Raw genomic sequence first — 25,644 nt, 5'->3', positions numbered from 1 at the left:
GTCCTTTCAAGTAAAATAAAGCTCATGAAGATCAGGGTAGAGCATAAGGTAATTCTATTGTCTCTGATGGGCGGGATATCCCTCTGGTTTGTAGACTCTATTCTTGACTACATCTTTTCCCCCGGCGAGTCTTTTTCCAAAATATTTTTGACTGATATCAACCCACATGAGCTTTATAGCAGGATCTTTTTCTTTATAGCGTTCATTGTCTTTGGGCTGCTTGTGTCCCGATTAGTTGGCCGCCTCAAGAGGGTCGAACATGAAAAGGAAAACTTCATAATGGCTGTCGCCAACTCGAACAACGGTATTGCCCTTACTGATGAGAATGATCAATATGTGTTTGTAAATGAGGCCTATGCAGACCTTCATGGTTACGCTCCGCAGGAACTCATAGGCAAGACCTGCCTTGATCTCATCCCTCCCGGGATGGTGCAGCAGTCTCAGGAAGTGTTGAATAATGTGCTCCGTAACCCTGATTCCGGCATATTCAACAGTGAGATCGTTGCCATGCGCAAAGATGGCAGTACACTGCCGATCGAGATCCGTGCCAAATCATTCTGGGATGAAGCAGGCAATTATCAGGGACATACCTGCATCGTTCATGACATATCAGAGGAGAAGAAGACAAAAGAAAAGCTCGAACAGAATGCACGGTTCCTGAGCACGATCTTTGACAGCATCAGAGACCCCTTCATAATCCTGGACAGGGACTATAAGATCATCAAGGCAAATCAGGCCTACTCTGAGCTGAAGGGCATCGTGCTGGATGAGCTCATCGAAGAAAAATGCTATGCAGTGACGAGGAAACGGGACTCGATCTGCGATGACTGCATTGTTGCCAAGACATTCAGGTCAGGAGACCCGGCCGCAAAAGAGAAGAAGGTCCTGACATTGTTTGGCACAGAGGAATGGGTCGAAATTTACACCTATCCGATCGTCAGCAGGGAGGGGATCGTTACTCATGTGGTCGAATATGTCAGAAACATCACTGCCCGGAAGAGGGCTGAGCAGGAGAGTCATCGATTCATAAAGGAACTCGAGACGCTTTCTTCAGAAGACAGCCTGACCGGACTGCAGAACAGGAGAATGATCTTTGAGCGGATCCGGCATGAGATCGAGCGGGTGCGGAGATACAAGGCGGAGCTGTCACTCATTTTCTGTGATCTGGATTATTTTAAGGAGATAAACGACACCTATGGACATAAGGCTGGCGATGTGGTTCTTAAGACTATTGCCGATGTCCTGAGAGGTTCGGTCAGGACATCGGATGTGGTCGGCAGATACGGCGGTGATGAGTTTCTCCTGGTCCTTCCCCAGACATCGCTGAAAGGTGCGCAGGAGCTGGCGGAGCGGATCCGCATCTCGGTTCAGGACACGAAGTTCGAAATGCCCGACGGAAAAAGTGTCGGAACCACGATGAGCATCGGTGTTGCTTTTTATGATGGCACAGAGACCGATGTTGATGCATTGATCAGCCGTATTGATACGGCGCTGTATGTCTCAAAACGGTCAGGGAAGAACCAGGTCTATTCATTAGTCTGACCCCCGCTGCTTACCCGTTTATCCCGGCCAAAGGGTGAGAGTTCCCGCAGATCCCGGATGATACTCGGCATCACCTCAAGAACGGTATCAATATCCCTGTCTGAATTGTAGCGGCTTAAAGAGAACCGTATCGAGCCATGGACCGCGGTATAAGGCACGCCCATTGCCCTGAGGACGTGCGACGGCTCAAGGGAGCCTGACGTGCAGGCAGATCCGGAAGAGGCGCAGATACCATATTCATTGAGCCTCAGCAGAATGGCCTCGCCTTCGATATACTCAAAGCTGATATTTGTTGTATTCGGCAGCCGGTTGGCAGTATCGCCGTTCACCCGTGCATGGGGGCAGGAACTCAGCAGCCCCTGCTCAAGCCGGTCCCGGAGTCTGCCGAGATACGCGATCTCTTCCGTAAGATTTGCCCGGGCAAGCTCAGCTGCCTTTCCAAGACCGATAATGGATGCAACGTTCTCTGTACCTGCCCGCCTGCTGTGCTCCTGATGCCCGCCGATCATGTAGGGATGAAAGCGCGTGCCTTTTCTTACATAGAGCGCGCCGACTCCCTTGGGTGCGTGGAGCTTGTGACCCGAGATAGAGAGCATGTCTATCGGTATCTTCCTGACATCAAGAGGTATCTTGCCGGCTGCCTGCACTGCATCGGTATGAAACAGGATTCCCCGCTCATGAAGACGAGGCGCTACTGTCCCGACCGGGAAGATGACGCCGGTTTCATTGTTGGCAGACATGATCGAAACAATGACCGTATCAGCATCGGCCTCATTATCAAGCACAACAGGGTCGATCTGCCCCAGGGCATTGACCGGCAGATAGGTGGTCCTGAATCCTTTTCTCCCGAGATAATGGCAGAAGTTAAGCACAGCAGGATGCTCAACGCGCGTGGTAATGAGGTGTTTTTTCTGAGGGAATGTCTCAACAGCGCTCATGAGGGCAGTGTTGTCGCTTTCAGTGCCGCAGCTGGTGAAGAGGATCTCTTCAGGTTCGGCGTTAATGAGCGCCGCGATCTGTTCCAGGGCATCCTCGATCTTCTTCCGGACCTGCCCGCCAAAGGTATGCATGCTCGACGGATTACCGTAGAGCTCGGTCAGATAGGGCGTCATCGCTTCAACGACTTCAGGAGCTGTTCTGGTTGTGGCATTGTTGTCGAGATATATCGTGGTCATCTGCTTTCCTGAATGACGATACTGAGGAGGATCTTCTCTATTTCAGACTTGCACTCGCCGCAACCGCCTCCCGCCTTGGTGAAGTTCGTGATCTCGTCAACGGTTTTGAGATGGTTCTCCATTGCTACGCGCCTGATCTTATCTTCTGTAACATCAAAGCATTTGCAGACAACTCTTTCAGTGCCGGTTTTTAATAACGGCGCGCCGCGATAGTTTGCGATGGCTGCCTCAAGGGCTTCCCGTCCCATGACCGAGCAGTGCATCTTCTGGGCAGGCAGGCCGCCGAGAAAATCTGCAATATCCTGATTGGTAACAGAGAGCGCCTCATCGAGGGTCTTTCCCTTGATAAGTTCGGTAAGGGCTGATGAGCTTGCGATGGCGCTTGCACAGCCAAAGGTCTGAAACCGGGCATCCAGGATCGTTTCCGTTTCTCTGTCTATTCTGAGATAGAGCTTGAGCGCATCCCCGCAGACAATACTGCCCACTTCACCAATGGCGTCAGCGTTCTTGATTTCGCCGACATTCTTCGGCCTGAGAAAAGCCTCTTTGACCTTGTCTGTATAATCCCACATAGGTACATGGTTGCATAGCAACAGGGCGATGTCAATTAATGATAATTTTTCTGTGGCCTTCTAATATTTTTCTGAACGCAAGAGGGTTGTTTTGCGGCTGAAAAAGGTTTTTCTGTTGTCACAGAACGTCGGATCTTATGTTTCATTCTGCTGCTTGACAAACAAAAGTTTTTAAATAAATAAAACCATATAAAAACAGAAAATTAGCTTGCCCTTTGAACTGCCTTTGTGCAAAATATTAACCACTTAAAGACATATATCTTTCCTTCCGACAGAAGCAGCTCAATTATGAAAAAGAAACAGACTATTACGTATAAAAAGGCAGGCGTTGATATCGACGAGGGCGACAGGTTTGTCGATCTGATCGGCCCCATGGTGAAAAAGACCTATCGGCCAGAGGTCCTGACCGGCATTGGCCTCTTCGGTGCTCTCGTCAAGGTTGACATAAAAAAATACAAGAAGCCGGTGCTGGTGAGCGGGACTGACGGCGTCGGCACGAAGCTCAAGATCGCGTTCATGACTGACACGCATGACACGGTCGGCATTGACCTTGTTGCCATGTGTGTCAACGATATCCTTACCAGCGGCGCTGAGCCCCTGTTCTTCCTGGATTACTTCGCAACCGGCAGGCTGAAGCCTGAGAAGGCCGCAGATGTGATCAAGGGCATAACTGCCGGTTGTCTGCAGTCCGGCTGTGCACTTGTCGGCGGAGAGACAGCAGAGATGCCCGGTTTCTATGACAAGGGCGAGTACGACCTGTCAGGCTTTGCTGTCGGGGTTGTGGATCAGGATAAGATCATTAATGGTTCAAAGATAAGGAGCGGAGATGCTGTGATAGGCCTCGCTTCGAGCGGCATTCACAGCAACGGATATTCGCTGGTGCGGAAGATCTTCTTTGAACATAAAAAGATGAACGTGAAGAAATTCATCCCTGAATGCAGCAGGACCCTGGGAGAAGAACTGCTCACTCCTACAAGGATCTATGTGAAGGCGTATCATGCAGTTAAGGGCAGGATAAAGGTGAAGGGCATGGCCCATATCACGGGCGGAGGCATCCCGGGCAATCTGCCGAGGGTCTTCCCAAAGGGATTCGGCGCAGTCGTCGAAGAGAAGTCCTGGCCTCAGCCGCCTATTTTTTCCGTAATGCAGCGGCTCGGCAATGTTCCTGATGATGATATGAAGCGCACGTTCAATATGGGTATAGGATTTGCCATGGTAGTTGACAAGGGGGAGGCAGATAAGACCATCGCCCTTCTGAAAAAGGCGGGATATATGGCTTATCGCATAGGCAGTATGAAAAAAGGAGCAGAGGGGGTACGCTATGTATAAGGTCAGAAGCTTCCTGAAAAGGGCGTTCACGCCGATAACGATCATGCTCATCCCGCATACGGACCGCAAGTCATTCAGCATCAAAGTTCCTTCCATCGGCATCCTGGTTTCGATCATTCTCTGGTTTATCGGCACTGTTTATGTCTTCTCCGTAGCAATTGATGCATTTGAGTACAAAAGAATGAAGGATAAGCTGAACTATTACTCCTCCCAGTTCATGGAGATAAAGACGACCATGGCCGGTCTGAAAAAGGCAGAAGGTGAGTTTCAGAAGCTCTTCTCGCTTAAATCCAGGGAGAAGGTGCTTGAGCATATTGATACTTCAGATACCGGCTCAATTGATATGGAACAGTTAAAGCAGCAGATTAAGATAACAATGTCAACTGTTGGAGAAATAAAGGATTATATGAGTCAGCAGCGTGACCTTTATGTCTCGACCCCAAGGGGCTGGCCTGTTGAGGGACGCATTACATCCAGCTTCGGTAATCGTGAACACCCCAGGAGCGGTGAACCCCAGTTTCATACCGGGGTTGACATTGCGGCTGACCCTGGCAGGCCGGTCAGGGCAACTGCTGACGGCATAGTGAGCTTTGCGGACTGGTCAGGGGGAAGCGGTAATCTCGTGGCGCTTGAACACGGCTTCGGGTTCTCTACCTATTACGCTCATAACAAGATGCTCAGCGCTAAAGTTGGCCAGAAGGTGAAGAGAGGAGATATCATTGGGTATATCGGTTCAACCGGCAATTCAACGGGTCCGCATGTGCATTACGAAGTCTGGAGAGAAGGCAAGCCGATGAATCCATCGAACTATCTTGAGGGGAGGACATCATAGTGTTCAATAAGAATGTTGAGAAGCTTGAGTCATTTATCGGCGGCAATTCGACTTTTAAGGGTGATGTTGATACCAAAGGCACGCTCAGGGTCGATGGCATTGTCGAAGGTAATATTTCGGCTGATTGGGTAGTGCTTGGCGAAAAGTGTCATGTAAAGGGCGACATCACAGCCAGGGGTATTGTTGTCGGCGGCAGGGTTGACGGCAACATCAAGGCAAAAGAGATCGTCGAGATCAAGAATAAGGGCCAGCTTTTTGGAGAGATCTTCACGGGCAAGCTGGTTGTTGCCGAGGGCGGTGTTTTTGACGGCAGGTCGCGGATGCATCATGAGGAGTCTCATAAGATCATTGAGTTTCAGTCCATAGAGAAGGCAAAGCAGGGCTGACTAGAATATTTCTATAAGAGAATGCAAAAGGCAGGGCCATGGCCCTGCCTTTTGCATTCTGTACTGGTTGTTTTTTTCTCCGGGCTGCTAGCGAATACGAAAGTGGAGTGATGGGTGGATGAAGAAGGGATAGCTACCCCAGTAACCGGGATAATATGAGGGGTAGTAAAACGGCTCATATCCATGATCAGTATACGGGTAGTAATAGTGCATTTTCCTGGGCAACAGGTGTATCTCCTTTGCCCTGAATACGGGGTAATCATAATCTTTGTTGCGTAGTTTCTCTGTTCTTGTGCCTGTAAGCACTCCGGAGATGGTAATCTCCCTGCCTTTACTGAAGATGACCGGGTCAAGGTGGTTCTTTGCTGTGACAATGAACCTGCCCTCTGACCTGTCGTGTGATATCACATATCCCCACTCGTCGAGAGGCAGCTGGACAACCTCTATTTCGGTGCCGTCCTCTGCATTGAACGCATCAGCGATAATGCCGCCAAAGATGAAGGTCTTTTCTGCATACTGGTCAGCATGGGCGCGGACCTCGTTAAGTGAAACGGCACTGAGGGCATGTTCACGATTTTCAGCAGAAATGACATGAGCACAGGAAGAAAGACCGGAAAGGAGCAAGCAAAAAAGAAGTAACTTTTTCATGACTGCCTCCTGACTACTTTATATCATGTTTCGTGCTCTGACACAAGCGATATGACACCTCTATTTATTTTTGGCCGGCAGAGGCAGTAAAGGCCATGATTGCAGTGCCTGAATCTCTGGTTGCAATGCTCCTCATGAATCTTGAAATTTTCCGGGCACTGATGTAGTCTATAAAGCCTATTAAAATCATTACTCTGGAGGGTATTCATGGCGAGCAGATCGGCAAAAAAGTATGTCTATTTTTTCGGTGCGGGCAAGGCCGATGGAAAGTCTGAGATGAAAAACCTTCTCGGAGGTAAGGGTGCTAACCTTGCAGAGATGGTGAACCTCGGTATTCCGGTTCCTGCAGGCTTCACGATCACGACCGAGGTCTGCACCTTGTATTATAAGAATAACCGTAAATATCCGAAGGAGCTCGAAGGCCAGGCCAATGCCGCAATTGCAAAGGTCGAGAAGATCATGGGCAAGAAGTTCGGCGATCCGGTCAACCCGCTTCTTCTCTCTGTCCGCTCAGGCGCAAGAAGTTCGATGCCGGGTATGATGGAAACGGTCCTGAATGTCGGTCTCACCACAAAGACCATTCCCGGTCTTATCAAGAAGACGAACAATCCCCGCTTTGTGTATGACGCATACCGCAGACTGATGATGATGTATTCCGATGTTGTGATGGAGAAGGCCGCAGGCATAGAGCCTGAAGAGGGCCATAACATTCGCCACAAGCTCGAAAGCGCGCTGGATGCGGTGAAACGGTCAAAGGGCTACAAGAATGATACGGACCTCACCGTTGATGACCTGAAGCTTCTCTGCGAGGAGTTCAAGGTGATCATAAAGCATACCCTTAAGAAACCATTCCCCGATGACCCGAAGGACCAGCTCTGGGGCGGCATCGGTGCGGTCTTCCAGTCGTGGATGGGCAAGAGAGCTATCTCATACAGAAAGATCGAGAAGATCCCTGAAGACTGGGGAACAGCAGTAAATGTGCAGTCCATGGTCTTTGGCAATACCGGTGATACCTCGGCAACAGGCGTCGCCTTTACCCGGAACCCGGCAACCGGAGAAAATATGTTTTTCGGAGAGTGGCTGCCGAATGCGCAGGGCGAGGATGTCGTAGCCGGCATCAGAACCCCTAACCCGGTCAACAAGGCCGGCAAGACAGCAGACACCAAACATCTTTCCTCCCTTGAGGAGAGCATGCCCAAGCTCTATAAGGAGCTCTACGGGATACAGAGAAAGCTTGAGAAGCATTACAGCGACATGCAGGATATCGAGTTTACGATAGAGGATGGACGGCTCTGGATGCTCCAGACCCGCATCGGCAAACGTAATGGCCAGGCAGCGATCCGCATGGCGGTCGAGATGGCGAATGAAAAGCAGATATCAAAAGAGACAGCGATCATGCGGGTTAAGCCGGAACAGCTTGACGAACTGCTTCATCCGAGTGTTGCACCGGTGGCAGAGAAGAAGGCTACAGAGCTTGCAAAGGGACTTCCTGCAGGCCCCGGCGGTGCGATCGGCAGGATCGTTCTGACTGCTGACGATGCAGAGGCATGGGCAAAGAAGGGCGAGCATGTGATCCTTGTCAGGACCGAAACCTCTCCTGAGGATGTTCACGGCATGCATGCTGCAGAAGCTATTCTCACGGCAAAGGGCGGCATGACCAGCCACGCAGCACTTGTTGCCAGAGGCTGGGGCAAATGCTGCATCGTAGGATGTTCAGCCCTTGATATCAATGTTGCAAGAAAAGAGATCAACGTTAATGGCAAGGTCCTGAAAGAGGGCGACTGGATCACCCTGAACGGCTCGAAGGGCCGTGTATATGAGGGAAAACTCGACCTCCTGCCTGCTGACCCTGACCATAATCCGTGGTACAAACAGCTCATGAAATGGGCTGACCTGTACAGGACGCTCAAGGTCAGGACAAACGCGGATACGCCTGAGGATTCTTTAACTGCGCTGAGCTTCGGCGCAGAGGGCATTGGTCTCTGCAGAACAGAGCATATGTTCTTCGGCGCTGAAAGGATCAAGGCGGTCCGTGAGATGATCCTCTCTGATGCCATCGAGGGCAGAAAGAAGGCGCTGGCAAAGCTCCTGCCATTCCAGAAGAGCGATTTCCTCGGCATCTTCAAGGCAATGGCAGGGTTGCCTGTCACGGTCAGACTTCTTGATCCGCCGCTTCATGAGTTCCTTCCCCATACGGACAAGGAACTGCATGACCTTGCAGATGATATGGGCGTCTCGTTTGACAGGCTGAGTGCAAAGAACAAGTCGCTTCATGAGTTCAATCCGATGTTAGGCCACCGCGGCTGCAGGCTTGGTGTAACCTTCCCTGAGATCTATGAGATGCAGGCACAGGCGATCATGGAGGCTGCATGCGAGCTTGCAAAGCAGAAGGTGAAGGTTGCTCCTGAGATCATGATCCCGCTTGTCGGCCATGTGAACGAGCTTATCGCTATGAAGAAGGTTGTTGTTGATACCGCGGAAAGGGTGAAGAAGGAGAAAAAGGTGAAGGTCGCTTACACGGTCGGCACCATGATCGAGCTGCCGAGAGCATGCGTCACCTCTGATCAGATAGCCGAGGTTGCAGACTTCTATTCCTTCGGCACCAATGACCTTACCCAGACCGTGTATGGTCTTTCCCGTGACGATGCCGGCAGATTCCTCCCGTTCTATGTTGAAAACGGCATACTTAAGGATGATCCCTTCATCACTATTGATCAGATCGGTGTAGGTGCCTTTATGAAGATCGCAGTGGAAAAGGGGAGAAAGGTGAAGAAAGACCTTAAGCTCGGTATCTGCGGCGAGCATGGAGGCGAGCCCAAGTCTGTAGAGTTCTGCCACAACATCGGCCTGAACTATGTGAGCTGCTCGCCCTTCAGGGTTCCGATCGCGCGGTTTGCAGCAGCACAGGCTGCGATAAAGGATAAGAAAAAGAAGAAATAGCAGAGTTAACCATAATTGTTTTTTTTTGCAGAGGGGCCGAAAGGCCCCTTTTTGTTATCCACGAACAATAGGGGAATAGCGAATTTATGCGGGATCAGGAAAAGGATGTTCAGGATGACACGGAAAAATAACGGGCAACAAGTGCAATCTGGGTCTGTGCTCAATAACTCTCTTACCTGATAAATAAAACTTCAAGTTGACAAGCTGCTTGAAAATGCGGTATTTAACTACTGAAGTTTAAAAGAAATACCGGGGGTGAATGATGGGGCTTTCAGACGCAAGAAAATATATAGCAGACCTTCGCAAGCGGCAGAACAATCCTTATCTCTGGCCTGATTATCTGACCGGCCTGCCTGATAAATCCGCGATTCTCCGGAAACTGGAAGAGATCTATCCCAAAATAGCGCAATACTCTGTTGCCTACGTCAGGATCTCGAATATCCAGTCATACCTGATCAAATACGGCCCGAACAGACATGCGGATATTATCCAGTGGGCAGCGGCCATTCTGAAAACCTCTGCTGACTCGCGCAAGAACGGCTTTGCGGGCACGCTGAGTACTCATGATTTTATGGTCATATGCGACTGCCGTGACATGCCCAGGCTGATGGAACAGGCTTCAACCCTTTTCAGAAAGCGTATTGCAGACTATTACTCCAAGGATGACATGAAGAAGCAGGAGACCCTGTCGTTCAAGAAGAGCGATGGCAAGGCTATCAGCATAGGCCTGATGAAACTGGTATGCGTAGTCGCCGACAAGAAACTTCCGGTCAAAAAGAGCGATCTTATCATTAATATGGCAAGGGTCTGTGATGCCATCGAAAGTTCAGACGATGAGATGGTCATGATGACCAGGGATCTGCTCTGCACGAAGTAGTGCTGCCCAGTGCAGTTTCCTTTTTTCTCTGCAGTAATATTGCATTTGTGATAAAAAGCTTTTATTCTTAACAGACCATGCAAATGCAACGTATCCGGACCGCTCCGTGGCATATCTGATCGTAACCTATCTGCAGCCGCATATCGTTTTTATCGATAGCGAACAGGGCTGCATGACGAACCCGGTCATCCGTTCATACATACAGAAGGAGTTGATCTGATGGCCTTTGTCTGTCCTTCATGGTTTTCCTTTATCCTCTATAACCCGGTGCGAAAGGCATTCACCGACAGGAGCAGGGTGCTTGATCAGTCATGCATAACCAGCGAATCGGTTGTGCTTGAAATCGGCGCAGGAAACGGTTTTTTCACCGAGGCCATTGCAGAGCGGGCGAAAAAAGTGATCGCTGTTGAACTGCAGCAGGGCATGGTGAGAAAGCTCAGAAAAAGGGTGCAGAGGTTTGGGGATACAGTCGAGATCGTGCTGAAGGATATTGCCTCAGCTGACCTGGCGCATGAGCTGGCAGATGTCTGTCTCCTCTATTACAGTTTCCATGAAATAGCACGCCGGGAAGAGGCGGCTGCGATCATTGCACGGACAGTAAAGCGCAACGGAGTTCTATCCATTTATGAGCCTTCCGTTGAGGTGAGCAGCAGGGATATGGGGGCGACCGTCTCACTCTTCCAATCACTCGGATTTAGTGTCGAAGGAACACATGCCAATATGTTCACGCGGTCTGCGCTCCTGAGAAAACAGTAAATGAACGCGCAGCTCTCAGACCGAAGCATCCTTGCTACGTATACAGCCGGACATGTAGTTGATGATATATACATGAATGCACTGCCGCCTTTCCTGCCGGTGCTTATTGCAAGTTCCGGCCTGTCGTATGCCTCAGCCGGATTGCTCGTGACTTTTTTTACGCTCACATCGTCTGTTTCCCAGCCGTTCCTCGGATATGCGATCGACAGATACCAGGCACGCTGGGTCAGTGCGCTGGGCCTGATCTGGGCAGGTGTCTTTGTCGGATTGATGGGTATGGCGAAAACCTACGAAATGCTGCTGATCCTTGCAACCCTTGCCGGCATCGGTCCTGCCATGTTCCATCCGCATGCCTTATCTGCTGTTTCCTGCCTCTCCGCCGGGGCCAGGGGCAGGATCATGTCTGTTTTTATCATAGGCGGGAACATCGGATTTGCGATCAGTCCTGTGCTGATCGGTGCACTCACCACATCGTTGGGACAGGGCGGCATGTTCTATATGGCTATTCCCGGTATCCTAATGGGGTCTCTTATCTGGAAGCTCTCTCCGTCTCTGGGCATGGGCAGCATTCGGCAGATGTATCCTTTCCATCTCAGTGATCTCAGGCCTGCGGTCATACTGATCGCGGTCGCTGTCCTGAGGTCCTGGGTCTATTTCTCTGTCCTGAGTTATCTGCCGAGCTATTTCGTTCAGGCAGGAAGCTCGGTGCTGAAATCGAACTCTCTGCTTTCGATCATGCTTCTTGCCGGGGTTGCAGGGCAGTATATCGGCGGAACCCTTTCTGACCGCTTCGGCAGAAAGCAGGTCACCCTCATCTCTCTTTTGCTGGCAGCGCCGTTATTGTATGCCTTTCTCCATACGACCGGCCCTGTTGCCATGACATTTCTTTTCTGCTTCGGTTTTTCGGTCATGGCCTCGTTCTCTGTTACGATGGTGATGATGCATGAGATCATGCACAGGCATATCGGCATGGCCTCAGGCATCATGATCGGCTTTGCCCTCGGTATCGGCGGCATTGGGGTGATGATCACCGGTCTCATGGCTGACCGCTTCGGTCTTTTCGCGGCGCTCAATGCGCTTGTCATGGCGCTGATCGCTGCAGCTCTTCTCACGCGCTTTATCCCGCTTCCCTCGTCCCGCTGATCGGCAGGCAAGTACCTCTGTTCTTTCGCCATGATCAGTGTGCTACACTGAAATAAAATAGCACACTGCGGAGGCGTCTTTATGAAACTGATATTTCTGGCAAAGTACACTGACTTCGGACTCCTGCTTCTTCGGGTCGGCATCGGTATCATGTATCTGTATCACGGGTTTCCGAAGATCATGGGCGGTCCTGAGAAGTGGATAAAGCTCGGCAGCGCCATGCAGTACGTCGGTGTGAGCGCCATACCGGTTTTTTGGGGATTTATGGCAGCAGCCGCAGAGTTTGGCGGGGCACTCCTGTTAATCATCGGTCTCTTTTTCAGGCCTGCCTGTTTTTTTCTTGTGATCACCATGGCAGTGGCTGTTTCGATGCATCTTGGCAAGGGCGACGGCCTTCAGGTTGCGTCTCATGCCATTGAGAACGGGATCCTGTTCGCCGGTCTCTTTTTTATCGGCCCGGGAAGATACAGCCTGGACAAGAAGTGATCGGGGGACAGCAGATGGATTACCTGCTTGATAAGCTTCCCTGGACAGCTGTCGTTTTTCTCTGTCTCACGCTCGGCCTTGCGCCGTACTGGCCTCCTCACCTTGTTGAAAAGCTGGGCATGCTTTTCCGCGGCAGGCTCGTCCGGCCGCTTGACTGGTTTGACCTTCTGCTGCACAGTCTGCCCTGGCTGGTGCTGATCCTGAAGGCTCTGTATTCGCGTGACTGAGGGCAGTGTCAGGATTTTTTGCTGATCGGATTGAGCATCTTTTCTGAGTTCGACCCTACGGCATAGTAAAGATATCCCGCTGCGATGATGAAGGAGATCATTGAACTGTAGGGGTATGATATATCGAGAATCGCATGCACTGCCTCAAGGAGCAGCGGCGGAGTGAAGGCAACGGCAGAGAGCCGCATCAATGCCCTGAAGTCAAGGTTGACATTGAAATATTTCGCAAAATTCCCGCCCAGGAACGACAGAAGGATCACCTGCACGATATGAAATCCATACGACATGATCAGCAAAAGGGGGAAAAGCACAGCAATAACGAGATTGTTGAATACCTCAAGCCAGGTATAGATAAGCTTTCTTGTTACGATCACGTCGCCAATATCGGTCAGGGGCAGGGAGCGGACCTCTTTATCATCCTTCCGTATCATGAGCGTGTTTCTGGTTACGAGCAGATGCGCGGGTGAATTGTCCAATGACGCAGTCTTTCCCGTCGTATCAATGATCGCGAACGGGGTCTTATTTTTTTTGTCGTAGATCGTATATGGCATCTCCTCTTTGATCGATAGCTCACCCTTTGCAATAGTTATCTCAGGGACCTGCTCAACATAGCCTGGCCCCTCGTCGGCGATGAAGTCGGCTATGGTGCGGTGGATGTTCATGCTCTCCGGTATCCAGAAGAGCATAAGGATAAACAGGAGATAGGGAAGGCAGAGCCCTTTCCAGTTTCTCGCAATGTCCTGATACAGCTCTCTCGAGTAAAAAGATAGGTAGATCGCCTGAATAGTTGAATAGATTCCTGTCGTCTTTTTCTCTGTCATGGTTTTGGCCGGTGCTTCTAAAGAAAGAATTTTATGTCAGTCATAGCGTGTTGTCAAGGGAAAGGACCCGTTCTATATTTTTCACGAAGCCTTCGAGCAGAAACATAAGAGATTCGACGTCGAGGAATTTGTCCGCAGTCTGATCGAAGAGTATCTTTGCCGTTGCAGGGAACTCATCCTCCCCGGGCCAGTACAGGATCACGACCGGCACTTTCGGCAGAAGAAAAAGGCTCCATGCATTCGGGGTCGGGAAATCATCCGTCTGTTTTGCACCGAGTCTTATAAGTGCTGCAGATACCCGCTCAGGACTGCTTTCGAAGAGTTCCTTTATAGGGTCCTCGACCTCACGCAAAAAAGACGACGCCTTTACCATCCCGCTTCTAAGTTCGCTGAAAGAGACCCATTTCCCGGAAAGCCCGGCCTTTCCATGGGTGTTGATGTAGTGGAGCAGGAGGATCCTGATCCATGGTGTAATAGGGCTCTGGGCATGTATGTCGCCCCCGGGGAATATCTCGAATTCCCTGCCAAGGCAATGCATAAAAAGCCTGCCATCACGATAATCACCGCCAAGGTCACCGGTTATGGCGGAGAGGTCAACATCCTTTATCTTGAGCCGAAGTGACTGGATCAGTTCCTCCTGCCAGTCTGCGCGAGTGATGGAACCCTTCAAATCCCTGATCTCATTTTCAATCAGCAGGGGACATTCCGACAGGTCAGCATCACCCTTGATCACGGACAGGGCAAACGGCATACAGGTCTTCTGGCTGCATCTGCCGCAGTTCTTTTTCGGGAGCCTTTTATACAGTTCTATTGCGTTCATGGTCATGCCGGATAATTATAACAGACTTTTCAAGGCCCGCAGAAAATAGAAATCGCACAATCAGGGATGAACTGGTAAAATAGCAGAAAGAGCAGCGATAAGGAGATGGATGTGAGACAATTGAAGCTGATCATTGCGGTTGTCATGGCACTGGGTCTTATGCATGCGCCCGGTATTGGCCAGGACCAGTCTGCGGAAAAGAAGAAGTCCGTATCCCCGTCAGAGGTAAAGACGGATTCAGGAGAGGCTGCAAAGACAACCGATTCCTCTTTTCATCAGAAGAAGGAGCGGTATCAGAAAAAGGCTGAGGAGAAACTGCTCCGTTTTGAGGATAAACTGAAGCGGCTTTATGTCAGGGTCGAAAAGAGGGGCCTGAAGGCGAAAGAGAAGATCTCCCATGCAGGTGATGACCTCAAAAAAAAGAGCGAATCTGCAAAGAACAAGTTGAACGCCATGAAAGAGTCGGGTGAGGAAAAGTGGGAGAAGGCGCGCGGAGAGCTTGATTCGCTGCTTAAGGACCTGGAGCATTCCTATAATCGCACGGCTGCAAAATTCAAGGATTAACCAACGGTAATACCAGCAGACAGGAGGAGGATAACCATGAAACTGCCGCAATACATTACGATCGAGGAAGTAAAAAGGGTATGCAAAGAACTGAAACTTGAGGACTGGACCCGGAAAAAGGACGATAAGGTCACTGCAAAAGATGCCAGGATCATACTGTCCCGGGTAAACACAGAGAAGATGGCCATACCGCTTCAGGAGTTCCGGCGCGGCCTTGAAGTGGAGCTTGAGCATGGCGTGCGGTTCAAGGATGCCAATGTTACCAACAACCATCCACTTCTGACGGGCAAGATCGTTCTGGCACATCTGAAAGAGATGTTGGACTATTATGAGCGGCTCGAAGTCGCCGAACTTGAGGGCGACCTCTTCAAGGCGGTCAAGGCAGGCAATCTCCTGAAAGTGAAGAAGTATTTCGGCAGACTGGCCAAGGCACGGATTGACCTTGGAAAGATCGAGATTTCAGGCCTGAAATAGTTGGCAGACAGGCTGCGATAGATATTTTTTCTTCAGCTCAGCGGAGCGATACCGCCGCTGAGTTGAAGAAGGATGATCAAGGCTGTTTCGTGTGCTCAGAAAACCATTGCTTAAGGAACGCAGTGAGCCTTTCTTTTTTCTCTGATGCAAGTTCCTCAAAGGGATTGAAGGGGGTTCGGGTCGAGACCGGCTTGATCAGCATATAGCCGAGCTCAGACCACATAACCACCGTTTCTTCATTGAGAAAATTGAGCTTCTGAATGATCTGGCTTTTGTCCTTATACTTTGTGCTGAACTCCTTGATGCTCAGGCGAATGAATCTGACGCCTTCGGGATACATCTTTGCAATTTCTTCAAATGACGTTCCTCCCCGGGCGGCCTTCTGAATATCGGTTGCCAGGACCGTTTTTGATGCGGCATCCCCGGGCTTGTAGTCAACCGATATGAGCTCCAGCCATTTGTCTGGTGAGCTGTCAGTATATTGTGTGTCCAGGTATCGGGCAATGGTCATGACCTTTTCGAGGTAGGCAGCTTCTGCGGTGCCGAGCCTGTATTTTTCGATCATCTCCTTCTGTTTTTTCGTGTCAGACGACAGATTGATCTTTCTTGCCTCCATAAGGAGAAGTTCTTCAGATATAAAATCGTTGAGCGGATTTCCGGTTCTCCAGGCAATATCCCTTGCCCCGATGCTCTTCAGCATGAGTGAAGCAGTGATCTGATAATCAATGATCTGTGCAAGGGGATAGTCTCTGCTGCCGATCCTGACAAGGGCGTCAGAAGCAAGCTGCAGTGAAGAAGGTCTCTCCTGTACTGTTTCCGCATGAGCCGGCCGCTCTTTAAGTTTCGCAAGCTGATTGCTTAGATCTGCAGAACGCTTTTTTTCCTCTTCAAGTGTTGATTTGAGCCTGTCCCGTTCTTCTCCGGCCTTCGGGTCTGTCTGCGGTTTCGGAGCATCTTTTTTCTGGAACATCAGCCTGGAAAGATAGGCGTTCAGGATCCTCATATCCCGGATCCGCTGTTCAGCCTGAAGCTCCATCTCCTCGATCCTGTTCCCAAGGTTCTTATTTTCAGCCTGCAGCCCGCTCACCTGACCTTTGAATGTATTGACCTCTGCGACCAGTTTCTCGGCGTCCCTTCCTGATGATGCAGTATTATCACCCTTTTCTCGTTCTTTTGAGCGGGCAAGATCGGTCTTGAGCTCTGATACAAGTTTCTTTTCCTCCATTACCAGTCTTTCAAGTCTCTCCTGCTCTTTTCTGGCCCTGGCAAGTTCTTTCCCTTGTTCTTCGCTGAGCAGCTCCAGCTGCGCGAGTCTGAAGCGCAAGGGCTCTCCTCCCTCGACAGCAGCCTTCTGCTCCTGGGGCTGCGGCATTGTCGTAATGACCGTGTCTTTTTCTGAGGAACTTTTCTCCGCGGAGAGTCGTGCTATCTGTCTGTTGAGGCGGTCTCTTTCGCTCCTTGCTTCTTTCAGGTTTTTTTCCAGATCCGCCAGGCGGAGCACCTGAACTTCAAGGTCAGTATTCTGCTTCTTCAAAAGGGCTTCTCCGGATTCCAGGTCCGTGATCCTGAGCATGCGCTCACGGTTAACCCTGCGTTCCTCTTCAAGGAGCGCTTCAGCCTTTTCTTTATCTGTCTGAAGCTGAGTCAGCTTTCTGTCTGCCTCTCCTGATCTCTTTCCATCCTTTACTTCTTTGGGATTGCCATCTTTCTGCTGCAACGACGCCTCTCTGTTGTCCTTATTAAGTGCGGCCGATCGGAGCCTTACGATCTCTTCCATTTCGATACCAATAAAGACCAGAAAAGGGCTGTCAGGAAATTCTTTTTGTATGGTCTGGAAGGTCTGCTCGGCCTCACTATATGATTTCATGCTGATGAGGGTCTTGCCGAGCCAGAACATGGCAGCATCGCGCGCTGAGCTTTCCGGATATTCTTTAAGGAACATTCTGAATGTTTCGGCTGCCTTATCAGGCTTGTAGGAAAACAGGTATTCGTAACCCTTGTTGAAAAGCTCGGTCTCCTGCTCCGAGGCAGATGCAATTGCAGTCACCGGGCAGGAGAGGATGGCGAGACCGGCAATAAGCATGAAAAAAAGAGGAAATCGCTTCATAAACATTCAGCAATTATACCATAGGAATAATAAGCATCATTGATATTTAGAACTGCCTTTCCATAGAATAGATCATCATAAGAAGGAGATTCAATCATGCTTATCGTAATGCATCACTCTGCTGCAGACAAGGACATCGAGAGGGTCAAGAGCACTATCAGGAATATGGGGTTTAAGCCCGTTGCCATACCCGGTGCCGAGCGCACGGCCATCGGTATCATCGGCAATCAGTCGTGGATCGATGATGGTCCGATCAGGGCGCTTAAAGGCATTCTGGAGATCATTCACGTGACCAAGCCGTATAAGCTGGTGAGCAGGGATTTTCATCCTGCAGACTCGGTCATCAAACTTTCCAGGGCTGTGAAGATCGGCGGGAGATCGCCGTTTCTTTTCATCGCAGGTCCGTGCGCCATAGAAAGCAGGGAGCAGATATTCAAGACTGCCAGATATCTCAAAAAAGTAGGAGTTCCCGTGTTGCGTGCCGGTGCGTACAAGCCCCGTACAAGCCCGCACAGCTTCCAGGGACTGCGTGAAGTGGGCATAGAGATCCTTGACGAAGTACGAAAAGAGGTCGGCGTTCTCATCGCGACAGAGGTAATGAGCCCTGAACAGGTCGAGAACACGGCCTCAAAGGCTGATATCCTTCAGATCGGTGCCCGCAATATGCAGAACTTTGACCTGCTGCGGGAGGTTGGAAGAACCAAAAGGCCGGTGATCCTTAAGCGGGGATTGTCTGCAACTGTTGAGGAATGGCTTGCCTCTGCCGAATACATACTTCTTGAAGGCAACTCCGATGTGATACTCTGCGAGCGCGGCATCAGGACCTTTGAGACTGCCACGAGAAATACGTCGGATCTTTCGGTCATCCCGCTTGTGGCTGAGAGTTGTCATCTGCCGGTGATCTTTGATCCAAGCCATGCAACAGGGAAGAGGAGCCTGGTGAGCCCCTTATCGCTTGCCGCTGCAGTTGTCGGCTCTCACGGCATTATGGTTGAGGTCCATCCGGACCCTGAACATGCCCTGTCTGACGGCCCCCAGTCGCTGACGTTCAAAGGGTTCGAAAAGCTGAAGCAGAAAATGGATGCCTTGATCGAGTTTATGAAGACAAAGTTGCCTGAGTAGGGCAAGGTTCGGTGCTTGACAGTATGGCTGCAGGCTGCCATATAAGTATAATGCACAAAATCCATACGATTTGGGGGCGCGGATGCCGAAGATAACAGTGCAGGATTTTCTGAAGAAGAAGGCCGAGGGAGCGAAGATCACGATGCTGACCGCATATGACTATCCGTTTGCCCAGATCGCGGACGAGGCGGGCCTTGATGCGGTGCTTGTCGGCGACTCGCTTGGCGTCGTTGTTCAGGGACTCGAAAACACCCTGCCGGTGACCATGGATGAGATGATCTACCATACTAAAATGGTTTCCCGGGCGGTAAAGAACGCCCTTGTCATCGGCGATATGCCTTTCATGTCATACCAGTCAGGCGTTGAAGATGCGATCAGGAATGCCGGCCGGTTTCTCAAGGAAGGGGGAGCTGCCGCGATCAAGATCGAAGGCGGCTCCGAGATCGCTGACAGGATCAGGGCCATGACCAGGTCAGATATCCCGGTAATGGCCCATATCGGCCTTACGCCCCAGTCGATCCACAGGATGGGCGGATATAAGGTGCAGGGGAAGACAAAGAGCGCCGCCAGGAAGCTGATCGAAGAGGCGAAAATTGTCGAAGATTCTGGTGCGTTTTCCGTTGTCCTTGAAGGTATTCCCCTTTCTCTTGCCCGAGAGATCACAAAGTCCCTTTCCATTCCTACTATCGGCATTGGTGCTGGTCCCTATTGTGACGGTCAGGTGCTGGTGCTGCATGACCTGCTCGGCCTGTTTGACCGTTTTGTGCCAAAGTTCGTGAAGCGGTATGCGAAACTCAAGGAAGAGGCACTTGCTGCAATGCGTGATTATAAGAGAGAGGTGGAAGACGGCACGTTTCCCTCGGAAGAACAGAGCTTCAAATAGGCGTTGTATTGGCATTATCTTATTGGTATAATCCGTGAAAGTCCTGAGGGGGATGCGCCTTTGCCGAATATCTTTGTAAAGAGCCTTGACAGAAAAATACTCATTGTCCTCTCGCTCTGCGTAGCAATTGTAACAGCGGTCATTATCTATCTCACCAACAATCGCCTTACTCGTGAGATCCTTGAAGAGTTTGGGGCTGACAGCAAAGAGACCATGTCGATCATTGCTTCAGGCATGAGGCAGACGATGGCAAGCGGTAACGGCCGGCTCATCGAGAAGCAGCTGCTCGACATCAAGGCAGAGAACAGCAATATCGAACTCTTCATATTGGACACTGACCAGAAGATCATTTTCTCGTCTGAAGCCAAAAGCCTTGAGAGATCGCTCCAGAGCGAACTTCTCAATAATGAGATCGTTCAGGACCTGACCATAGGATTTCAGACCGGGGTCATACCGGACAGGATGTATGAGGAGACGCATGATGAAAAAAGGTTCTTTATGCATGCCCATCTGATGCAGAATCACCAGCAGTGTTTCCGCTGCCATGGCTCTGCAAAGAAGATCCTCGGTGCGATCATTCTGAGAAAACCGATAGACACGAAATATTCTGCCATCGCTGAGCTGAGGGACCGCAATATCGTTATCAGCCTCCTCGGTGTTCTCGCGATCATAGCCATATCCCATATCCTGGTCACGCGGCTGATCAGCAGGCCGATCCGTGACCTTTCCCGTGACATTGCAGAACTGCCTGAACGGATAGCGAACGACAGCCTTATCGGCAGGGCTGAGATCACTCGCGATGACGAGATCGGCGATCTTCAGAAGACCTTCCACAATATGGCTATTGATCTCTATGAAAAAAGTCACGCACTGCATAAATCAAATGCAGACCTTGCGAATGCCAACAGGGAGCTTGAGTCGTTCGCCTATTCCGTTTCGCACGACCTGCGTGCGCCGCTCAGGAATATTGACGGTTTTTCGAAGATCCTGATGGATGATTACGCTGATTCCCTTCCGGAGAAGGCGAAGCACTACCTTAAGAGAGTTCGGAACGGAACGAACAGAATGTCGATGCTCATAGACGATATCCTGGCCTTTTCGAAGATAGGCAGGGCCGAACTCAATTATCGAAAGATGCCTGCTGCAGCGATCATACAGAGTGTGATTGAGCAATTTACCGGCGAAATCGAAAAGCGGAATGTCTCTGTCACGATCCAGGACCTCCCCGAGATCAACTGCGATCTGGTGCTCATGCAGAGCCTTTTTTCAAATCTGCTTTCGAATGCGCTAAAGTACACGAGGAATATTGAACATCCAGAGATCATTGTCGGTTTTGATCGCCAGAGGAAACTCATTTTTGTTAAAGACAACGGTCTGGGGTTTGATATGCAGTACCGTGATAAAATATTTCAGATATTTCAGCGCCTTCATCTGCCGGAAGAGTATGAAGGCACAGGGATCGGCCTTTCCATTGTAAAGAGAATAGCTGAACGCCATCACGGCAGGGTCTGGGCAGAGTCAGAGCCCGGCAGGGGTGCAACGTTCTTTATTGATCTGCCTACATTTTAGGAGGTGACTGATGTTGAACAGGTTCATCAATATTTTGCTGGTCGAGGACAATCCCGATGATGTTGAGCTTACCCTTCTCGCTCTGGAGAAAAATAACATCGCCAACCCCGTGACCGTGGTGCGGGACGGACAGGAAGCGCTTGATTACCTTTTCTATAAGGGAAAATACGAAGGTGCTGATCATGTCTTGCCGAACCTTGTACTGCTAGATCTGAAACTGCCGAAGGTTGACGGCATTGAGGTGCTGAACAAGATCAAGGCTGACCGGAAACTGAAGCTCATTCCTGTTGTTGTGCTTACCTCTTCGAAGGAGGACAACGATGTGCTTAAGAGCTATGATCTCGGCGTGAACAGTTATATACGCAAACCTGTTGATTTTGACCAATTTGTCGACACGGTAAAGCAGATCGGCTTCTACTGGCTGTTGATCAATGAGCAGGCACCGAAATAATGAGCGACAGAAGCATGCCCCAGCAGAATATCAGGGTCTTTCTCCTTGAAGATAACCTTGACGATGTCGAACTCGAGCTCCATGAAATGCGCAAGGCGCGGCTTCATGTCGAATATGATGTCGCGCGGAACAGGAAGGAGTTCCTGGAAAGGGTTGCCGGTTTCTCGCCTGACATAATACTTGCCGACTATGCACTCCCTGATATTACCGGCATTGAGGCGATCAGGATGGCGAAGGATATGGGTGTCGATGCTCCCGTAATTCTTATAACCGGTGACGGTAATGAGACGATTGCTGTTGACAGTCTCCGGCAGGGAGCGGTCGATTATATTCTCAAAAAGAACATAACAGGCCTGGCTGCGCGAGTTAAGCGATCCCTTGAGATCTGGTCGGACCGCAGGGCAAAGGAGCGTGCCGAATCGGAGGAAATGAGGCTGCAGCAGCTCCTGTTCGAGAACCAGAAGATGGAGGCTATCGGGAGACTTGCGGGAGGCATTGCCCATGACTTCAACAACATCCTGACCGGTGTAATGGGTTTTTCCGAGATCTGCCTGGTCGACATTCCCCGGGATTCCGAGATCCGCAGCAAACTCGAATCGATCATCTCCCTGTCACAGAAGGGCGCGGATCTTGTCAAGCAGCTGCTGATATTCAGCAATAAGCTGGTAATGGAGTTCAAAACAATAAATATGAACGCCTTTCTTGCCGAGACGGCACATTTCTTTAAGAGGATCGTGGAAGAATCGATCGAGATCCGTCTTGACCTGCATGACCATCTTCCTCTGATCCCCTGCGACACGAATCAGTTCACCCAGGTGATGATGAACCTCATTTTGAATGCCCGGGATGCGATGCATGGCAGGGGAGTGATCACGATAAAAACCGGCACATGCATCATGAAAGAGCCGGTGGCCGGGCCAAAATCCCGGATGGGTCGGCGCCGGTGCGTCTGCATTTCAGTTACTGATACCGGTAGTGGCATTGATGAGCATCACCTGCAGACAATCTTTGATCCCTTCTTTACGACCAAAGAGGTCGGCAAGGGAACAGGTCTCGGCCTCTCTATCGTGTACACGGTTGTGCAGGCCCACGGCGGTTCAGTGAAGGTCTCGAGCAAAAAAGGTGAGGGGACCACGTTTACCATCTCTCTTCCTGTCCCTCAGGAGGTCTCATCCGGTGACGAATCACCTTTTTACGAAAAACTGCCTGTTCAGGAGGGCAGCCGTATAAGCGGCAAGGAGACGATCCTTATTGTTGAAGATGAGGAAGTTCTGAGGGATCTTCTTTCAACCTTCATGCGTTCTCTGGGATATGTGGTGGTTACGGCACGGGACGGCGATGAAGCGCTTACTGTCTTTGAAAGCGAGCCCGGAAGATATGATCTCATCATATCCGATATGATGATGCCGAACAAGAACGGCATTGAACTGTTCAAGGAGGTCAGAGCTGCACGGCCGCAGGTGAAATTCCTTCTGGTCACCGGGTACAGTCTTGCCGATGTCGATGAGAGCGTTCTTGGGCAGATGACCGCTATTGTGACAAAGCCCTATACGCCGATGCAGCTGGTAACCTTGATAAGAGATATCTTTGACGCTCAGTCTTCCTGAGGTTGAACGTCTTCCGCCTGTGCAGGTGGTGCAACCTGTTCTGCCTTGATCTTCAGAATGCGCCTGCCTTTCATGTTCACGATCGTGAACTTCGTGGCCTCTGACTCATAGCTGTCCCCGACCGTAGGGATCCTCTGAAGGTGGGAAATAAGAAAGCCGCTGATCGTGTCGTATTCGTTTGACTCCGGTATATCAAAACCGTGGTCTTCATTCAGGTCGCGTATGGCGAGGGACGCATCGATCAGTTTTGCCCCGTCCCTGAGAGACAGGACAGGCGTTTCCGTATCATACTCGTCCTGAATTTCGCCTACGATCTCCTCGATGAGATCCTCGATCGTGACCAGTCCTGTTACTGCTCCGTATTCATCCACAACAATTGCCATGTGCTGGCGCTTCTTCTGCATCTCTTTCATCAGTGCGCTGATCTTCATCGGTTCAGGGACAAAGATTGCAGGGTGAAGGATCTTTGCAATGGAGATCTCTCTTCCCTGGGCCATCTCGTTAAAAATGTCTTTGTTGAAGAGAATGCCCTTGATATCTGAAAAATCATTTCCATAGACCGGATACCGCGAGAAATTTTCCGTAGAGATGGTCTTGATAATGTTCTCCGGAGGTTCATTAACATTGAATGCGACCATATTTGCGACCGGCACCATAACGCCTTTGACCGATATGTCCGTGAAATTGAAAACACTATGGATGAGTTCATGCTCTGCAGTCTCAAAGATGCCACGGTCCCTGCCCTCTTCAATGAGGAGCTTGATCTCTTCCTCGCTTATGAACGAACGCTCGGAAAAAGCCTTTCCGCCGAAAGGTCTAAGGAAGATGTTGGTGCTCGTTGTCAGGACTGTAACGAATATCGACGCGATCTTTGAAATGAAGGCGATGGGTCTGGCCACGAACAGCCCCACTTTTTCCGGGTTTCTGAGGGCAATCGATTTTGGAACAAGTTCGCCCAAAATGAGTGAAAGGTAAGAAATAATGATAACGACGAACCCGATCGATATAACGCCTGCGGCCTTTGCAATGAATGGTATCGGTACGCTTGCAATAAGAGGTTCAATTGTCGTGACTGAAGCAGCACCGCCGAGTGTTGAGGCAAGTGCGCCGGCAACGGTAACGCCGATCTGGACGGTTGCAAGAAACCTGTCCGGTTCAGCCTGGAGTTTGAGTAGCTTCGCTGCACGCCGATTGCCTTTTTCGGCAAGTTTCCTTATATAGGACTTGCGGGATGTGACCACCGCAATCTCGGATGCAGCAAAAAAACCGTTCAGAATAAGAAAAATGAAGATGAATAATATATCGATTGCCATGCGTTACGTAGGAATATTATACACGATTTGCAAAAAAAGACCGTAATCTGTCTGCTAGTGATCTCAACATACGAGTTCATTATACTGCAAGATTCTTAAATTGACTAAATAAAAGAAGACATCTATCATAAGATAACGTAACGTCGCAGGTTGTTCAGGCTGTAGTCTGTTAGGTAAGCTATCTTCCTAAATACCTGCAGACTGTCTACCCAATAGAAGCTACTGAGAACGTATCCAGGGAGAGTGCTTTGGAAATAACAGTAAAGGTGATCCTGCTCAGTCATACCCCGAATCCCGAGGCTACCATTGCCATGGCAGCAAAGCTCTGCTATAGTCCCTCGGACATTGCATCCCTGAAAGAAAAGACCGCGGCCAAAGACCAGAAGGGCTTTGTTGAGAAGCTCATGAAGATGGGTCATATGAGTCCTATTGAGCATGCGTCATTCACTTTTGCGGTTGAGGGTATATCGCGTGCATGTTCGCATCAGCTTGTGCGTCATCGTCTGGCAAGCTATTCGCAGCAGTCGCAGCGGTATGTGGGCGAAGAGGCCGGATTTGATTATGTGATACCCCCAACAATTAAGGGTGATGCTGATCTTGAACGCTATTTTATTGAGAGCATGGCTAAGGCCCAGAAGGCGTACAATCAGATCGTAAAAAAATTGAATAAAAAAGGCATGAAGGGCGAGGCAGCCAACCAGGATGCCCGCTTTGTGCTGCCGAATGCTGCTGAAACGAAGATCATGATAACCATGAACGCCCGTGAGCTTCTGCACTTTTTCAGGCAGCGCTGCTGCAACCGTGCCCAGTGGGAAATCAGGGCAATGGCAGTGGAGATGCTGAAGCTGGTTAAGAGTATTGCCCCGACGGTCTTTTCAGGCAGCGGTCCAGGCTGTGTGAGCGGGCCATGTCCGGAGGGTGAATATACCTGCGGCAAAGCGATTGAGGTGAGAGAGAGGTTTAAGAGGTTACGTTAGCGTTATCGCTGCTGTTCGTGTGC

Annotated in this window: 25 protein-coding genes; 18 read left to right on the top strand and 7 right to left on the bottom strand. The window is 50.3% G+C overall.

Going from position 1 to position 25,644, the window contains the following annotated elements; translation table 11 throughout:
• The first annotated feature begins 24 nt into the window (after positions 1-24).
• Entirely contained in the window at positions 25-1,542 is a 1,518-nt protein-coding gene (locus HZB62_09655; protein ID MBI5075410.1) for a sensor domain-containing diguanylate cyclase, read from the top strand.
• Here the strand turns inward: HZB62_09655 and nifS are convergent.
• Both nifS and nifU read right to left on the bottom strand, forming a co-directional pair.
• Complete coding sequence (gene nifS, locus HZB62_09650; GenBank protein MBI5075409.1) at positions 1,527-2,717, bottom strand: cysteine desulfurase NifS; 1,191 nt, start codon at positions 2,715-2,717, stop codon at positions 1,527-1,529. The genes HZB62_09655 and nifS overlap by 16 nt on opposite strands.
• A complete protein-coding gene (gene nifU, locus HZB62_09645) occupies positions 2,714-3,289 on the bottom strand; it encodes a Fe-S cluster assembly protein NifU (protein ID MBI5075408.1) in 576 nt (191 codons plus the stop codon). The genes nifS and nifU overlap by 4 nt, the downstream gene beginning before the upstream one ends.
• Positions 3,290-3,577: 288 nt before the next feature.
• On the opposite strand from nifU, the gene HZB62_09640 reads away from it, so the two are divergent.
• The 3 genes from HZB62_09640 to HZB62_09630 are packed head-to-tail and all read left to right on the top strand — an operon-like array spanning position 3,578 to position 5,836.
• Entirely contained in the window at positions 3,578-4,618 is a 1,041-nt protein-coding gene (locus HZB62_09640; GenBank protein ID MBI5075407.1) for a phosphoribosylformylglycinamidine cyclo-ligase, read from the top strand.
• Entirely contained in the window at positions 4,611-5,450 is an 840-nt protein-coding gene (locus HZB62_09635) for a M23 family metallopeptidase (protein MBI5075406.1), read from the top strand. Before HZB62_09640 ends, HZB62_09635 begins: the two co-directional genes overlap by 8 nt.
• Positions 5,450-5,836 carry a polymer-forming cytoskeletal protein gene (locus tag HZB62_09630; protein MBI5075405.1) on the top strand — a complete coding sequence of 129 codons (387 nt, stop codon included), beginning with the start codon at positions 5,450-5,452 and terminating at the stop codon, positions 5,834-5,836. Before HZB62_09635 ends, HZB62_09630 begins: the two co-directional genes overlap by 1 nt.
• 87 nt (positions 5,837-5,923) lie before the next feature.
• On the opposite strand, the gene HZB62_09625 is transcribed toward HZB62_09630, so the two are convergent.
• On the bottom strand, positions 5,924-6,484 hold the full coding sequence (locus tag HZB62_09625) for a Slp family lipoprotein (GenBank protein MBI5075404.1): 561 nt from the start codon (positions 6,482-6,484) through the stop codon (positions 5,924-5,926).
• A 207-nt stretch (positions 6,485-6,691) separates the two neighbouring features.
• Here HZB62_09625 and HZB62_09620 point away from each other — a divergent pair, with 207 nt between their 5' ends.
• The 6 genes from HZB62_09620 to HZB62_09595 all read left to right on the top strand — a co-directional run bounded on the left by HZB62_09620 (position 6,692) and on the right by HZB62_09595 (position 12,913).
• Positions 6,692-9,424, top strand: coding sequence for a pyruvate, phosphate dikinase (locus tag HZB62_09620; protein ID MBI5075403.1), 2,733 nt, complete (start codon positions 6,692-6,694; stop codon positions 9,422-9,424).
• Between the two features lie 259 nt (positions 9,425-9,683).
• A complete protein-coding gene (locus HZB62_09615; GenBank protein ID MBI5075402.1) occupies positions 9,684-10,301 on the top strand; it encodes a hypothetical protein in 618 nt (205 codons plus the stop codon).
• Positions 10,302-10,520: 219 nt separating this feature from the next.
• Positions 10,521-11,057 (top strand): class I SAM-dependent methyltransferase, encoded by a 537-nt coding sequence (locus tag HZB62_09610; protein ID MBI5075401.1) that lies wholly within the window; start codon positions 10,521-10,523, stop codon positions 11,055-11,057.
• Positions 11,058-12,200: an MFS transporter gene (locus tag HZB62_09605; protein ID MBI5075400.1), complete on the top strand. Its 1,143-nt coding sequence runs from the start codon at positions 11,058-11,060 to the stop codon at positions 12,198-12,200. It abuts the gene before it with no gap.
• 81 nt (positions 12,201-12,281) lie between these two features.
• Positions 12,282-12,686 carry a DoxX family protein gene (locus HZB62_09600; GenBank protein ID MBI5075399.1) on the top strand — a complete coding sequence of 135 codons (405 nt, stop codon included), beginning with the start codon at positions 12,282-12,284 and terminating at the stop codon, positions 12,684-12,686.
• A 14-nt stretch (positions 12,687-12,700) separates the two neighbouring features.
• Entirely contained in the window at positions 12,701-12,913 is a 213-nt protein-coding gene (locus HZB62_09595) for an RND transporter (protein MBI5075398.1), read from the top strand.
• Between the two features lie 8 nt (positions 12,914-12,921).
• Here the strand turns inward: HZB62_09595 and HZB62_09590 are convergent, their stop codons facing one another.
• The gene (locus HZB62_09590; protein ID MBI5075397.1) at positions 12,922-13,734 is read right to left on the bottom strand and encodes a DUF1189 family protein; all 813 of its coding nucleotides are present in this window, start codon (positions 13,732-13,734) and stop codon (positions 12,922-12,924) included.
• Positions 13,735-13,774: 40 nt separating this feature from the next.
• Complete coding sequence (locus tag HZB62_09585) at positions 13,775-14,560, bottom strand: DUF3786 domain-containing protein (GenBank protein MBI5075396.1); 786 nt, start codon at positions 14,558-14,560, stop codon at positions 13,775-13,777.
• Between the two features lie 105 nt (positions 14,561-14,665).
• Between HZB62_09585 and HZB62_09580 the strand changes: the two genes are divergently transcribed.
• On the top strand, positions 14,666-15,118 hold the full coding sequence (locus HZB62_09580; GenBank protein MBI5075395.1) for a hypothetical protein: 453 nt from the start codon (positions 14,666-14,668) through the stop codon (positions 15,116-15,118).
• A gap of 36 nt (positions 15,119-15,154) precedes the next feature.
• A complete protein-coding gene (locus HZB62_09575; GenBank protein ID MBI5075394.1) occupies positions 15,155-15,592 on the top strand; it encodes a hypothetical protein in 438 nt (145 codons plus the stop codon).
• A 76-nt stretch (positions 15,593-15,668) separates the two neighbouring features.
• Here the strand turns inward: HZB62_09575 and HZB62_09570 are convergent, their stop codons facing one another.
• A complete protein-coding gene (locus HZB62_09570) occupies positions 15,669-17,699 on the bottom strand; it encodes a tetratricopeptide repeat protein (GenBank protein MBI5075393.1) in 2,031 nt (676 codons plus the stop codon).
• 96 nt (positions 17,700-17,795) lie between these two features.
• On the opposite strand from HZB62_09570, the gene aroF reads away from it, so the two are divergent.
• From aroF to HZB62_09545, 5 genes are all read left to right on the top strand, one after another.
• Complete coding sequence (gene aroF, locus HZB62_09565) at positions 17,796-18,821, top strand: 3-deoxy-7-phosphoheptulonate synthase (GenBank protein MBI5075392.1); 1,026 nt, start codon at positions 17,796-17,798, stop codon at positions 18,819-18,821.
• 82 nt (positions 18,822-18,903) lie between these two features.
• Positions 18,904-19,704 (top strand): 3-methyl-2-oxobutanoate hydroxymethyltransferase, encoded by an 801-nt coding sequence (gene panB, locus HZB62_09560; GenBank protein ID MBI5075391.1) that lies wholly within the window; start codon positions 18,904-18,906, stop codon positions 19,702-19,704.
• Between the two features lie 60 nt (positions 19,705-19,764).
• Positions 19,765-21,273 (top strand): GHKL domain-containing protein, encoded by a 1,509-nt coding sequence (locus HZB62_09555; protein MBI5075390.1) that lies wholly within the window; start codon positions 19,765-19,767, stop codon positions 21,271-21,273.
• 10 nt (positions 21,274-21,283) lie between these two features.
• The gene (locus HZB62_09550; GenBank protein ID MBI5075389.1) at positions 21,284-21,724 is read left to right on the top strand and encodes a response regulator; all 441 of its coding nucleotides are present in this window, start codon (positions 21,284-21,286) and stop codon (positions 21,722-21,724) included.
• A complete protein-coding gene (locus tag HZB62_09545) occupies positions 21,724-23,331 on the top strand; it encodes a response regulator (GenBank protein ID MBI5075388.1) in 1,608 nt (535 codons plus the stop codon). Before HZB62_09550 ends, HZB62_09545 begins: the two co-directional genes overlap by 1 nt.
• Here the strand turns inward: HZB62_09545 and HZB62_09540 are convergent.
• The gene (locus HZB62_09540) at positions 23,319-24,644 is read right to left on the bottom strand and encodes an HlyC/CorC family transporter (GenBank protein MBI5075387.1); all 1,326 of its coding nucleotides are present in this window, start codon (positions 24,642-24,644) and stop codon (positions 23,319-23,321) included. The two genes, HZB62_09545 and HZB62_09540, sit on opposite strands and share 13 nt — an antisense overlap.
• A 248-nt stretch (positions 24,645-24,892) precedes the next feature.
• On the opposite strand from HZB62_09540, the gene HZB62_09535 reads away from it, so the two are divergent.
• Positions 24,893-25,621: an FAD-dependent thymidylate synthase gene (locus HZB62_09535; GenBank protein MBI5075386.1), complete on the top strand. Its 729-nt coding sequence runs from the start codon at positions 24,893-24,895 to the stop codon at positions 25,619-25,621.
• Positions 25,622-25,644 lie beyond the last annotated feature (23 nt).

The sequence above is a fragment of the Nitrospirota bacterium genome (assembly GCA_016214855.1).
Classification (GTDB): Bacteria; Nitrospirota; Thermodesulfovibrionia; order Thermodesulfovibrionales; family UBA6898; genus UBA6898.
This window is presented reverse-complemented; position numbering and strand designations above follow the sequence as displayed.

Excerpts from the sequence above, each read along its gene's own strand:
- HZB62_09545 (MBI5075388.1), top strand. The coding sequence starts at position 21,724 with ATGAGCGACAGAAGCATGCCCCAGCAGAATATCAGGGTCTTTCTCCTT.
- HZB62_09570 (MBI5075393.1), bottom strand. The coding sequence starts at position 17,699 with ATGAAGCGATTTCCTCTTTTTTTCATGCTTATTGCCGGTCTCGCCATC.
- HZB62_09625 (MBI5075404.1), bottom strand. The coding sequence starts at position 6,484 with ATGAAAAAGTTACTTCTTTTTTGCTTGCTCCTTTCCGGTCTTTCTTCC.
- nifU (MBI5075408.1), bottom strand. The coding sequence starts at position 3,289 with ATGTGGGATTATACAGACAAGGTCAAAGAGGCTTTTCTCAGGCCGAAG.
- HZB62_09655 (MBI5075410.1), top strand. The coding sequence starts at position 25 with ATGAAGATCAGGGTAGAGCATAAGGTAATTCTATTGTCTCTGATGGGC.
- HZB62_09540 (MBI5075387.1), bottom strand. The coding sequence starts at position 24,644 with ATGGCAATCGATATATTATTCATCTTCATTTTTCTTATTCTGAACGGT.
- HZB62_09585 (MBI5075396.1), bottom strand. The coding sequence starts at position 14,560 with ATGACCATGAACGCAATAGAACTGTATAAAAGGCTCCCGAAAAAGAAC.
- HZB62_09610 (MBI5075401.1), top strand. The coding sequence starts at position 10,521 with ATGGCCTTTGTCTGTCCTTCATGGTTTTCCTTTATCCTCTATAACCCG.
- HZB62_09590 (MBI5075397.1), bottom strand. The coding sequence starts at position 13,734 with ATGACAGAGAAAAAGACGACAGGAATCTATTCAACTATTCAGGCGATC.
- nifS (MBI5075409.1), bottom strand. The coding sequence starts at position 2,717 with ATGACCACGATATATCTCGACAACAATGCCACAACCAGAACAGCTCCT.
- HZB62_09635 (MBI5075406.1), top strand. The coding sequence starts at position 4,611 with ATGTATAAGGTCAGAAGCTTCCTGAAAAGGGCGTTCACGCCGATAACG.
- HZB62_09575 (MBI5075394.1), top strand. The coding sequence starts at position 15,155 with ATGAAACTGCCGCAATACATTACGATCGAGGAAGTAAAAAGGGTATGC.
- HZB62_09550 (MBI5075389.1), top strand. The coding sequence starts at position 21,284 with ATGTTGAACAGGTTCATCAATATTTTGCTGGTCGAGGACAATCCCGAT.
- HZB62_09615 (MBI5075402.1), top strand. The coding sequence starts at position 9,684 with ATGATGGGGCTTTCAGACGCAAGAAAATATATAGCAGACCTTCGCAAG.
- HZB62_09620 (MBI5075403.1), top strand. The coding sequence starts at position 6,692 with ATGGCGAGCAGATCGGCAAAAAAGTATGTCTATTTTTTCGGTGCGGGC.
- HZB62_09605 (MBI5075400.1), top strand. The coding sequence starts at position 11,058 with ATGAACGCGCAGCTCTCAGACCGAAGCATCCTTGCTACGTATACAGCC.
- HZB62_09640 (MBI5075407.1), top strand. The coding sequence starts at position 3,578 with ATGAAAAAGAAACAGACTATTACGTATAAAAAGGCAGGCGTTGATATC.
- HZB62_09595 (MBI5075398.1), top strand. The coding sequence starts at position 12,701 with ATGGATTACCTGCTTGATAAGCTTCCCTGGACAGCTGTCGTTTTTCTC.
- aroF (MBI5075392.1), top strand. The coding sequence starts at position 17,796 with ATGCTTATCGTAATGCATCACTCTGCTGCAGACAAGGACATCGAGAGG.
- HZB62_09600 (MBI5075399.1), top strand. The coding sequence starts at position 12,282 with ATGAAACTGATATTTCTGGCAAAGTACACTGACTTCGGACTCCTGCTT.
- panB (MBI5075391.1), top strand. The coding sequence starts at position 18,904 with ATGCCGAAGATAACAGTGCAGGATTTTCTGAAGAAGAAGGCCGAGGGA.